General features: G+C 72.6%; 8 protein-coding genes. 4 read left to right on the forward strand and 4 right to left on the reverse strand.

Annotated features, from left to right (window positions below; genetic code table 11):
- The first annotated feature begins 216 nt into the window (after window positions 1–216).
- The 3 genes from ABZ914_RS16530 (at window position 217) to ABZ914_RS16540 (ending at window position 4,586) form a co-directional block, all read left to right on the forward strand.
- Window positions 217–2,532 carry a heavy metal translocating P-type ATPase gene (locus ABZ914_RS16530; RefSeq protein ID WP_500193737.1) on the forward strand — a complete coding sequence of 772 codons (2,316 nt, stop codon included), beginning with the start codon at window positions 217–219 and terminating at the stop codon, window positions 2,530–2,532.
- 314 nt (window positions 2,533–2,846) lie between these two features.
- Entirely contained in the window at window positions 2,847–3,692 is an 846-nt protein-coding gene (locus ABZ914_RS16535; protein WP_500193738.1) for a universal stress protein, read from the forward strand.
- Between the two features lie 45 nt (window positions 3,693–3,737).
- Window positions 3,738–4,586 (forward strand): universal stress protein, encoded by an 849-nt coding sequence (locus ABZ914_RS16540; protein WP_500193739.1) that lies wholly within the window; start codon window positions 3,738–3,740, stop codon window positions 4,584–4,586.
- Window positions 4,587–4,602: 16 nt separating this feature from the next.
- On the opposite strand, the gene ABZ914_RS16545 is transcribed toward ABZ914_RS16540, so the two are convergent.
- From ABZ914_RS16545 to ABZ914_RS16560, 4 genes are all read right to left on the reverse strand, one after another.
- The gene (locus ABZ914_RS16545; RefSeq protein ID WP_500193741.1) at window positions 4,603–4,992 is read right to left on the reverse strand and encodes a PLD nuclease N-terminal domain-containing protein; all 390 of its coding nucleotides are present in this window, start codon (window positions 4,990–4,992) and stop codon (window positions 4,603–4,605) included.
- Between the two features lie 180 nt (window positions 4,993–5,172).
- Window positions 5,173–6,381 carry a CapA family protein gene (locus ABZ914_RS16550; RefSeq protein ID WP_500193742.1) on the reverse strand — a complete coding sequence of 403 codons (1,209 nt, stop codon included), beginning with the start codon at window positions 6,379–6,381 and terminating at the stop codon, window positions 5,173–5,175.
- Window positions 6,382–6,601: 220 nt separating this feature from the next.
- Window positions 6,602–7,552, reverse strand: coding sequence for a CU044_5270 family protein (locus ABZ914_RS16555; protein WP_500193743.1), 951 nt, complete (start codon window positions 7,550–7,552; stop codon window positions 6,602–6,604).
- Window positions 7,545–8,168 (reverse strand): RNA polymerase sigma factor, encoded by a 624-nt coding sequence (locus tag ABZ914_RS16560; protein ID WP_500193744.1) that lies wholly within the window; start codon window positions 8,166–8,168, stop codon window positions 7,545–7,547. Before ABZ914_RS16560 ends, ABZ914_RS16555 begins: the two co-directional genes overlap by 8 nt.
- Window positions 8,169–8,604: 436 nt before the next feature.
- Between ABZ914_RS16560 and ABZ914_RS16565 the strand changes: the two genes are divergently transcribed.
- Complete coding sequence (locus ABZ914_RS16565; protein ID WP_500193745.1) at window positions 8,605–11,685, forward strand: glycosyl hydrolase; 3,081 nt, start codon at window positions 8,605–8,607, stop codon at window positions 11,683–11,685.
- Window positions 11,686–11,743: the final 58 nt, after the last annotated feature.

Below are 11,743 nucleotides of genomic sequence, written 5' to 3' on the forward strand. Positions count from 1 at the left end.
GGGAACACCCGGGACGGGGCACGGCGAGGCCGCACCCAGCGGCCCGCGCCCGCACTTCGCGGTGCCCGGCGTCGCGACGGCGGGCACCGCGACGGGTCCCTGGCTCGAGGCTTTCCTGAACACCGTTAGGCGGCGCGCGATCGTGCTCGCCGTGCCGCGGCTTGTGGCGGCGATGGACGCCGCCCACCGGGCCCATCGCTGATCGTGGGAGGGCGGATGGACGTCATCGGCGGGCTCAGGCGCCGTGCTTCCGAGATTCTCTTCGTCGCCGCCGCCCTCGGGCTGGTGGTGGGCGCGGCCCTGCGCTGGGCGGGGCTGCCGGGGCCTGGTGACGTCGCGTGGGCGGCGGTCACCGTCATCGTTCTCGTCCCCGCCGCCTGGTGGGTGCTGGACGGGCTGCTGCACCGCAGGTTCGGCAGCGACGTCATCGCCCTGCTCGCCCTGGCGGGCACGCTCGCCGTCGGCGAGCCCCTGGCGGGCGCCGTGATCGCGGTGATGATCACGGGCGGCCGCCTGCTGGAGGAGCGCGCCGGGCGCCGCGCCCGCCGGGACCTGGGCGCGCTGCTGTCGATGGCGCCGCGCGTGGCGCACCGCCATGGCGCGGACGGGCTGGAGACCGTCCCTGTGGACCGGGTCCGTCCTGGGGACCGGCTGCTCGTCCGTCCGGGCGAGGTGGTCCCGGTGGACGGGCAGGTGGAGCAGGGTCCTGCGGTGCTGGACGAGTCGACGCTGACCGGCGAGCCCGTCCCGGTGGAGCACGCCGAGGGGGACGGCGTGCGCAGCGGGGCCGTCAACTCCGGGAGCCCGTTCGGGCTGCGGGCGACCACCGACAGCCGCTCCAGCACCTATTCGGGGATCGTCCGGCTGGCCCGTGAGGCGGCGGCGGAGAACTCCCCGTTCGTGCGGCTCGCCGACCGCTATGCCGCGTTCTTCCTGCCGGCCACGCTGGTTCTCGCCGGAGCGGCCTGGTGGGCGGCGAGGGATCCGGTCCGCGCCGTGGCCGTGCTGGTGGTGGCGACCCCCTGCCCCCTGATCCTGGCGGCGCCGATCGCCTTCGTCTCCGGGCTGTCGCGGTGCGCGCGCAGGGGAGTGGTCGTGAAGGGCGGGAGCGCGCTGGAACGCCTCGCCGAAGCCCGGGTGCTGCTGTTCGACAAGACCGGCACGATCACGGCCGGGCACCCCGTCCTCTCCGAGGTGGCCACGGCTCCGGGGCGGACCCCCCAGGACGTCCTGGGGGCGGCCGCCTCCCTCGACCAGGTGTCCCCGCACGTGCTGGCGACCGCGATCGTCCGCGCGGCCCGTGACCGCGGGCTGCGGCTCGCCGCCCCGTCCGGGGTGACGGAGGAGCCCGGCAAGGGGGCGCGCGGCGCGGTCTCGGGCCGCGAGGTGAGCGTCGGAAAGGCCGACTGGGCGGGGGAGGGCGATCCGGCCTGGGTCGAGCGCACGCGCGCCCGCGCCGCCGCGCGCGGCATGATCACCGTGTTCGTCGGCGTCGACGGGCGGCTCGCGGGGGTCCTGCTGCTGCGCGACACGGTCCGTCCCGACGCGGCCCGCACCTTCCGGCTGCTGCGCAGGGCGGGGATCGAGCGGACGGTGATGGTGACCGGCGACCGGCCGGCCGTCGCGGGACCGATCGCCGAGCTGGTGGGGGCCGACGCCGTCCACGCGGGGCAGACCCCGGAGGGCAAGGTCGAGATCGCGCGGGCCGAGACCGACCGCGCCGCCACGGTCATGGTCGGTGACGGCGTCAACGACGCCCCGGCCTTGGCGGCGGCCGGCGTGGGCGTCGCGCTCGGCGCCCGCGGCGCGACGGCCGCCTCCGAGACCGCCGACGTCGTGATCACGGTCGATCGCCTGGAGCGGCTGGCCGAGACGCTCGCGATCGCCCGGCGGACCCGTTCGATCGCCCGGCAGAGCGCCCTGCTCGGCATGGGGCTGTCGCTGGTGGCCATGCTGGCCGCCGCGTTCGGCTACCTCGCACCGGCGGTCGGCGCGCTGCTGCAGGAGGGCATCGACCTCGCCGCCATCCTCGGCGCCCTGCGCGCGCTCGGCCCCGGACGTGACCGCGCGCCCCGGCTGCACGGAGACGAGGCGGAGCTCGTTCGCCGGCTCGACGACGAGCACCGGGCGCTGCGGCCCCGCATCGACGGGCTTCCCGACCTCGCCGAGAAGATCGCCGGACCGGACCCCGGGACGCGCGACGCCGCGCTCGCCACCGTCGAGGGGCTCCTGCGCGACATCGCCGACCACGAGCGCCGGGACGAGGACCAGCTCTATCCCGCCGTGGCCCGCGCCCTGGGGGGATCGGACCCGACCGGGGTGATGAGCCGCGGGCACACCGAGATCGCCGACCTGACGCGCCGCATCGGCCTGCTCGCCGCCGAGCTGCGCGACCGGCCGGACTCCGCGGGAACGGCCGCCGACCTCCGCGCGACGATCCAGGAGCTGCACGCCGTCCTGCGGCTGCACTTCGCGCAGGAGGAGGAGAACTACTTCGTGCTCGCCGACGAGCCCACCTCGACCGCACGGTGACGCCCGCCTCTGCGGACCGGCGGCTTCTTAAGGGACCCGCCGGGAGACCAGCTCCTGGCGAAGCCGGTCGGCAATCCGCCGGTCATGCCGTCATCCCTTCCCTCCGGAAAGGTCTCTGACCAGGTGCCAGGCCGCACGCCCCGCCGTGCCGTCCGGCGGCGGTCACGGTAAAGGACCTCCTCGCCGGGAAGGCCCTGAACTGGGGACTTTCGCCCCTGGGGAGTGATCGGCCGCGCCGGTGACGCTGGAGGGGAGATCGCACGCAGAGCCGCGGGGCACCGGCGTCCGCGATGCGCATCGCCGAGGAGGGGAACATGTCCGAATCGATCGTCGTCGGCGTCGACGGGTCCGAGTGCGCCGACCGCGCCATCGACTGGGCCGCCGACGAGGCCGTCCGCCGGAACCGGCCCCTGCACGTCGTCCACGCCGTCGACAGCAGCCCGTACCGTGCGCCGCTGTTCGCACCGCCCGGGACGGTCGAGCGCCTGACATGGCTCAGCCGGCGGGTGCTCGACGAGGCGCAGGAGCGGGTCCGGCAACGCCACCCGGACCTGCAGGTCACGACGCTGCTGGTGGCCGAGTACACGCCCAAGGCCCTGATGCGGGAGTCGGAGAAGGCCTATGAACTGGTGCTCGGGAACCGCGGGCACGGTGGTTTCACCAGCATGCTGCTCGGCTCGACGAGCCTGCGGATGGCGGCCCGTACGACCGTCCCGCTCGTGATCGTCAGGGGCGACACCGACGATCGCGGGGAGGTGGTCGTCGGCCTCGACGTGACCAAGGACGAGGAGACGACCCTCAGCTACGCCTTCGACGCCGCCGCCCTCCACGAGGCCCGCCTGCGGGTCGTCCACGCCTGGCTGATGTACCCCACCTACATCGAGGCGGGGCACGCCCCCGAAGACGAGAAGGTCGAGGCGGAGATCCGCAAGCAGGTCGCGACCGTGATCGCCCCATGGCGCGCCAAGTACCCGCAGGTCGACGTGGTGGAGGAGGTCGTCATCGAGCACCCCGTGGCCGCGCTGACCAGTGCCTTCCGCAACGCCCGCCTGGTGGTCACCGGCGCGCACGAGCGCGGCTGGACCGCGCCGCGGCTCGGTTCGGTCAGCCACGGTGCCCTCCACCACGCGCACTGCCCGGTCGCCGTGGTCCCCCGCTGAGGGCGTGAAGGTGACGGCGAACGCGTCGGAGTGCTGGAGGAGACCATGCCCGCACCGGTGATCGTGGGAACCGACGGTTCCGGCAGTGCCGGACAGGCCGTGGCCTGGGCCGCCGCGGAGGCGGTCCGATGGCATCGGCGGCTGCACATCGTCCACGTGGCGCAGATCTGGCCGTACCAGGTCAGGCGCTTCACACCGGCGGAGGAGGAAGAGCGCGTCTCCCGCGCCGGCCGCGCCGTGCTCGCGGAGGCCGAGGCGACCGTCCTGGACCGTCACCCGGATCTGCGGATCACCACCGCGCTGCCGGTCGGCCGGACCGTCGACGCGCTGGGCACCGAGGCCGAGGGCGGCCTTGAGCTGGTCCTCGGCCACCGCGGCCGCGGCGGCTTCACCGAGCTGCTCCTGGGCTCGGTGAGCCTGCGGATGGTCGGGCACTCCTCCGTGCCGGTCGTGATCGTCCGCGACGGGGGCGTGCAGGACGGCGAGGTGGCGGTCGGATGCGGCCTCGGCGGGGAGGACCACGACGTCCTGGCCCATGCGTTCGCCGCGGCCTCGGCGCGCGGGGTGCGGCTCAGGCTGGTCCACGCCTGGCAGGCGTCCGCGGAAGCGGAGTCGGGCCCTCCGGTCGACGAGGAGCGGATCGACGATGAGCGGCGCGCTCGGCTCGTGGCCGCCTGCGCGCCGTTCCACGAGCGCTTCCCGCTTGTCGAGGTGGCCACCGAGGTGCGCGCGGGCCACCCGGTCTCCGTCTTGGCCCAGCGGTCACGGAAGGCGGCGCTGCTGGTCGTCGGCACGCGCGAGCATCACTGGCCCGCCCCGTGGCTCGGGTCGGTCGCGCATGGGGTGATCCATCATGCGGCGTGCCCGGTGGCGGCCGTCCCGCGGTCGAAGTGACCCGCGAAACGGCGGTTCACCCCGTGAGGACCTTCGTCTTGGCGCGCTCGAACTCGTCCGAGGTCAGGTCGCCGTGGGCCTTCAGCTCCGCCAGACGAGCCAGCTCCTCGGCGTTCCCGCCGGTGCGCGGGGCGATCCGTGCGGCGGCCTCCCGGTAGCGGGCCTCGCGTTCGCGCATATGGCCGATCTCGCGCTCGCCCATGCCCCCGCCGCGGACGATCAGGTACGTGAAGACACCGAGGAACGGCAGGACGATCACGAAGACCGTCCACGCGGCCTTGGCCCAGCCGCTCAGGGAGTCATCGCGGAACAGATCGCTGATCACGCGGAACAGCAGCACGAACCACAACACCCAGAGGAAGACCCACATCATGGTCAAGAACACGTTGAGAAGTGGGTAGTTCATCTTTCAACTCCCGACATCTGATGGGGTACTACTGACATAAATGCTAGGCTTCCTGCTTTTCCTCCTCCACCCGCTCATGGTGGTCGTCGGGTATATCGATGGCCAAGGACGGTGAAGCGTTCGGGAAAACGCGCCGTTTTCAGCCCGTCGCCCGGCATGACGAGCGGCCTCGGGGCCGTTTCAGGGGCCCGCGAGTTGCTCGGCGGAGGCCGGAGGTCCCTCGAGGGGGCCGTCCAAGACGGGGACCTTCGCTCCGAGACTGCGGACGGCCGCCGTCGTGCGGTCGAGCGCCGCGCGGTATCGGGCGCGGGTGGCGGCGGGAAGGTCGTCACGGGCGAGTGCGCGGGGCAGGTCGACGAGCCGGATCGGCGGGCCCGCCTCCACGAGGGTCGGGACGAACGACGCCGCCGCGCGCCAGCGGCCCGCCGCGTCGCGCGTCAGCCGGAACCGGGCGACCAGGCCCTCATGGGTGTCTTCGCCGTTGGCGGCCGGATTGGCGATCTGGTTGCCCATGCCGTACACGACCCACTTGCCGTTGATCCGGTCGAACGGCTGCACGACGTGCACGTGGTCGCCGATGATCAGGTCGACGTCGGGTGAGGCGAGCAGGCGGCGGGCCAGCGCCCGCTGCTCGTCCGTGGGCGCGTGCCGGTACTCCTCGCCCCAGTGCAGGCTGACGATGACGATCGCGGCGCCCTCCGCTCTGGCGCGGGCGGCGGCGTGCAGGATCGCGGGCGCGTCCAGCCCGGAATTGACCAGCCACGGCCGGCCGGCCGGGATCGGAACGCCGTTGGTGCCGTAGGTGTAGGAGAGCTGCGCGACCTTCACACCATGCGCGTCGACCATATTGGTGCGTTCGGCCTCGGCGGGGCCGCGTGCCGAACCGGTGTGCCGGACGCCTGCGGCGTCCAGGGCGCCGAGCGTCCGCCGTACCCCGGCGTCACCCTGGTCGAGGGTGTGGTTGGACGCGGTGGAGCAGGTGTCGTACCCGAGGTCGCGGACGGCGTCGACGATCTGCGGCGGCGAATTGAACTCGGGGTATCCCGCGAACGGGCCGCGGCGCGTGGCCACCGGGGTCTCCATATGGCAGATGCCGACGTCGGCGGTGTCGATGAGGGGGCGCAACTGGCTGAGCATGGGGAGGAAGTCCCAGCCGTGGTGGCCGCTCGCCGCGGCGTCCTCGGCCGCCTGCGTGATGAGCGGCTGGTGCAGGAGGAAGTCGCCGGTGGCCGCCACGGTGATCGTGCCGGGCACCCTGGCGGCGGCCGCAGGCCGATGGGACGGTGCATGGCGCACATCGCCCGTGCATCCCGCCACGACCGCGGTGACCGCCGCGGCCAGCAGGAACGCCGCCGTCCGGGAAGTTCTGGTCCGAAAAGAAATCTTCACGCGGACCGTCGTTCCTGGAGCAAGCGCGATCAACCGGCCAATGCTCAATAATGTGGTGCTTTTGGTGCTCGGCCAGTGCCGGAGAGAAGGTCCCTTTGTGGCTCGCTCGCCCGACAGTCCGGCAAATCGGGGAAATTCCTCCAAACTGGAAAAGGTGTCCGAGCGCGGTCGTAGGGGACGGGGGTGAGGGGCCCGGTCACGTCCGGGCCCCTCGGAAAGGTCACCGTGTGCTCGGTCGTCGGGGCTTCTCCGTCGGCCCGATCTTCGGCGTCGATACGGGGGGCAGTTCGTTCGTCCACTCGGCGACCAGGGTCGCGTTGCCGCCGTAGAGCCTCCTGCCGTTGACGACCTCTTCGATCGTGCCGGTCACCTTCGAGGTCCGCGGGTCGACGACCAGCATGTTCTTGCTGGGGCCGCGAAGCAGCAGGCCCTGCCCGCCGCTGACCGGGCCCAGGCTCTTGACGCCGGGAAGCGCGGCCAGCGCGCGGAACGCGGCGGAGCGGACCTTCGGCGGTGCGGGGGTCCCGGAGAGCAGGCCGACCAGCCCTCCCTCCAGGGCCGGCGCCATGGGGAGCCCCCGGTTGTAGGAGAGGAGCCGTGCCTTCAGCGCGGCGGGCCCGGTCGGCAGCTTCTGGATCTGCGTGAGGGTCAGCCGCTCGTCGGCGCCGAAGTCGAACCCGTCGGCATAGTGTCCGTAGGGGCCGTCGGGGTCGTTGTTCCTTACCGGGCCGCTCGACGAGCCCAGCCTGACCCAGGACCTCCCGTCGCGCCGGGCCCAGGTCTCGATGGTGTACGGGTGGGACCGGTCGGAGGTGTATCCCTTGATGTAGGCCATCTTGACGTGCCAGTACATACCGGACCCCTGCTGCGTCGCCAGGGCGGAGGAGGAGGCCGCGAGCAGGACCTGCTCGGCGGACATCCGGGCCCCCGGAGTCGCGACGGAGGCCGGGGGGCCGTTGGGCGTGGCGGTGGGACCGGTGTGGCCCGAGACGACCACGACCACGGCGGCCGCGGCGGCGGTGAGGCCGAGACCGCCCGCCGTCCACGCGGTCCTGTGCGAGCGGGCCGGGCCGTGGATCGCGTTCCCGAGCCGCCGCCGGCCCTGGTCGACGGCCTCCGGGGACTGGTCGGGCTCGTCCAGTGCGGTGGCGAGCAACTGAAGTTCATCCATGGAGATCCTCCTGGTCGATGACCTGACGGAGCTTGGCGCGGGCGCGGTTCAGACGGGAGCCGACCGTCCCGTACGAGATGTCGAGGGCCTGCGCCACCTCCTCGTGGGTGAGCTGGCCGAGAGCGACGAGGAGCAGCACATCGCATTCGCCCGGCGAGAGCCCCAGCAGCGCCTTCGCCAGCTTGGGCTTGGCCCGCTGGGCGGTGACGGCGGCGGCGACGCGGTTCTCGTGGCTGCCGGCCGTGGGCTCCGGCCGGTCGCGGCTCAGCGCGCGGTAGTGGCGCGCCTCCTTGCGGCGGTGCCGGGCCACGCAGTTCGTGGCGATGCCGAGCAGCCACGGTCGCAGGGCCCCGCGCGCCGGGTCGTAACGGTCGAGCATGCGGAACGCCGCGAGGAACGTCTCGGCGGTGACGTCGTCCGCGTCCTGCCGGTCCAGCCGCCCGGCCACATAGCGAAAGATGTCCCGGCGGTACCGGTCGTAGACCGCCTGGAACTCCTCCGGGTCCCGTCGGAACGCGGCCGCCAGTTCGGCGTCCCCCACCGCGTTGTCGTCGTCCACCTGGCCGACGCCCACCTTGCGCTCCTTGCGTGACCGGCGGCCCAGGTCGGCGGTCACGTGGCTGTATCCGTCATGCGGCGACCTCCAGGGTCGGAACGATCGTCCATCACCCCTTCTTCGCCGTAACGGCGTATCGCTTTCCGGATGTGGGAGGCGCTCCGGAGCCTGCGGGGGAGCCGTTCGTCCAGTTCGACGCGGACAGCGTCGTGGGCGGCCGCTCCCGCGGGGACGTTGACCGGCTTTCGCTCCAGGTGTTAAACATGTCCCCTCCTCATCTGCTGAACGACTATTCAGCACCCATCGATTAAAACGTTTTAATAAGGAGTGGCCCGTGGCAGCCGTCCCCCCACCCCGGCGGCGCGTGCTCCGCCGAAGCCTCGCGGGCACCGCGGGTCCGGAGATCGCAGAGACGGGGATCTCCGGCACGCCGGCGCGGTCCGCCCGTGGACGCGGCGTCAAGAAGGCGCTCGTCACAGGAGCTACGGCCTTCGGCATGAGCCTCTGCCTGACCGCCGGTTCGCTCACCGCGGCACCTGCCTCCCCGGCCCGCGCCACCGCCGCCGCGCCGGATCACGCACCGGTCCTGACCGCCGCTGCCTTCCAGCATCCGCCCGCGAGCGTGCGGCCCAAGTACCGGTGGTGGGTGCCGCTCGCCGACACCGACGACGGCGAACTGCGCACGGAGGTCGGGCAGATCGCGGCGTCGGGCGCCGGGGGCGTGGAGGTGGCCCCGTTCGGCGTTCCCGGAGCCGGGAACCAGGAGGCCGGCTTCCTGAAGACCTATGGCTGGGGCACCGCGTTGTGGGCGCACAAGCTGCAGGTCATCATCGCCGAGGCGAACAGGTACGGGTTGACGGTGGACCAGAACATGGGCCCGCACTACCCCCCGACGGTGCCCACGGTCAAAGACGTCAACGACCCGGCGGCCGCGCAGCAGCTCGTGTACGGATCGGCGCTGGTCAAGGCGGGAACGTCCGTCCAGGGAACGCTGCCCGCGCCCGGCTCGGGCGTGCCCGCCGGAGCGAGGACGACACTCGTCGCCGTGGTGGCCGCGAAGTGCGCCGAAGACTCCTGCCCCTCGGCCGAGGGCGGGGCGCGGAAGCTGGATCGCTCCACCGTCACCGATCTGACCGAGAAGGCGAAGAACGGCGGCCTCACCTGGACCGCGCCGGCAGGATCGGGCACCTGGGCGCTGCTCGCCTTCTACCAGACCGCGGACGGCCTCACCAAGACCGCCCTGTCCGCGACATCGCCGAACTACGTCGTCGACCACCTGAGCGGCACCGGAGTGAAGGCGGTCGCCTCCTTCTGGGACTCGGCGATCCTCACCCCCGCGACCCGGCGGCTCCTGAAGCGGATGAACGGCCGCGGGGCCATCTTCGAGGACTCGCTGGAGATGGGGTCCAACCAGCTCTGGACGTGGGACTTCGCGAGCCAGTTCGCCAAGCGCCGCGGCTACTCCGTCGCCGACGCGCTCACGGCGCTCACCGGCGCCGGCGCGCAGGGGACGGCCACGCCGGCGTTCGACTTCAGCGACGGCAGCGGGGCCCGCTTCCGGCGGGACTACCGCCAGACCTGGAGCGACCTCTACATCGAGCGGTATGTGGCCGGCCTGCAGCGCTGGGCCGAGTCACGCGGGCTGACCTACCGTGCCCAGCCCTACGGCGACCCCATCGAGAGCGGTCGCGCCGCGCAGGTGACGGGCGTCCCCGAAGGCGAGTCGCTCGACTTCGGCAGCCCCAACCCCTACGGCGCCGAGCAGGACTACAAGGTCCTCGCGGGCGGCGCCCACGCCGTCGGCACGGACCGGGTCTCGACCGAGTGCTGCGCCGTCTTCAACGGCGCCTACCGCTCCACCGTGGCGGGCCGAGACCTCAACCAGGACATCAAGTCCGACCAGCCGTGGGTCAACGGCGACGCCCAGAACGGCAACCTCGACACCGCCTACAAGGCGTTCGCCGGAGGCGTCACCCAGGTCGTCTGGCACGGCTTCGCCTACAAGGACGCGCCGGCCGGGCTCGCTTCGCCGAACCCCGGTGAGGGCGGCGCATGGCCCGGCTACAACCCGTGGAACATTCGCGGCTACCTCAATGTCGGGGAACTGTTCGGCCCCCGCATCCCGCAATGGCAGGACTACCGCGCCGTCAACGACCACCTTTCCCGTCTGCAACTCGTCCTGCGGCAGGGCGAACCGCGCCTGGACCTGGCCGTCTATTACCAGGACCTCGGCCTCGCGGGGCAGAGCGTCAGCCCGCAGGAGAGCCCGGGGCACATGCTCGGCGTCGACTCGGCCACCGCGGCCGCGGGCTACACCTACGAGTACCTGACACCAGGCACGCTCAGTCGGGCTACCTATAAGGGCCACCGCCTACTCCCGGACGGTGCCGCCTACAAGGGCCTCGTCCTGAACGAGCAGACGACCATCACCACCGACGCCGCCGCGCGCATCCTCGCTCTCGCCCGTAAGGGCCTGCCCGTCTTCATCGTCGGCGCCGCCCCCTCGGCCGCGCCCGGTGCGGCCACCACACGCCAGGACGCGCAGGTCAAGTCTCTGGTCGCGCAACTGCTGCGCCAGCCCAGCGTCAAGCACCTGACCGAGGAGGCCGGCCTGCCCGCGGCCCTGAACAGCGCCGGGCTGCGCCCCGACGCCAAGGCGGCCTCGTCCACGGGAGCGCTCGAGACAGTGCACCGCAACTCGGACGGCACCGACTACTACTTCGTCTACAACCGGTCCGCCTCCACGGTCGACACTGAGCTCTCTCTCAACGGCGACGGACGTCCTTACCGGCTCGACAGCTGGAAGGGCACCATCGACCCGATCGCCGCCTACGCCGAAGGCGGCGGCTCCATCAAGGTACCCACGAAGCTGGCCCCCTACGGCACGACCGTCATCGCGGTGACCCATACGGGATTCGCCGCCAAGCCCGGCGGCAGGCACGCCGTCAGCGCCACGACGGACGTCCGCTATGACGGCGACGGGTCCCTGGTGGCACGTGCCACCAGCGCAGGCGCCTACACCGCCGCCCTCGACAACGGCCGTACCGCCTCCGCCGCCATCAAGGACGTCCCGCCGCCGCGGACCCTGACGTCCTGGCGCCTTTCCGCAGAGTCGTGGACGCCGGGCGGCGGGCAGGACAAGACCACCAGGACCACGCTTCCCGCGACCGAGGTGACCGCACGTGCGGACGGCAGCCTGCCGGCCTGGAACGAGATCACAGCCCGTCCGGAGCTCGGCCACGCCTCCGGCATCGGCACCTACACCACCGCCGTCGTGATGCCCGCCGACTGGAACGAGCGCAACGGCGCCTACCTCGACCTCGGCAAGGCGGTCGACACCGTACGCGTGGAGGTCAACGGCCATCCCGTCGGCGGCATCGACCAGAGCGACGTCAGCCGCATCGACCTCGACGGCCTGCTGCGCCCCGGCTCCAACACCGTCACCGTGACCGTTTCGACCACCCTCTACAACGCCGTCAAGGCCGGCGGAGGCGCGACCTACCGCGCCCCCGACCAGCGGACCGGGCTGCTGGGCCCCGTCGTACTGACCCCGTACGCCGAATCCCCGCTGCGCTGAGGGAGCACCGCCCAGCCGACGGACTTCCCGGCCTCCGCCCCGGTCGATACCCGGGGCG

It is taken from the genome of Spirillospora sp. NPDC046719 (genome assembly GCF_040645715.1).
Lineage (GTDB): Bacteria > Actinomycetota > Actinomycetes > Streptosporangiales > Streptosporangiaceae > Spirillospora.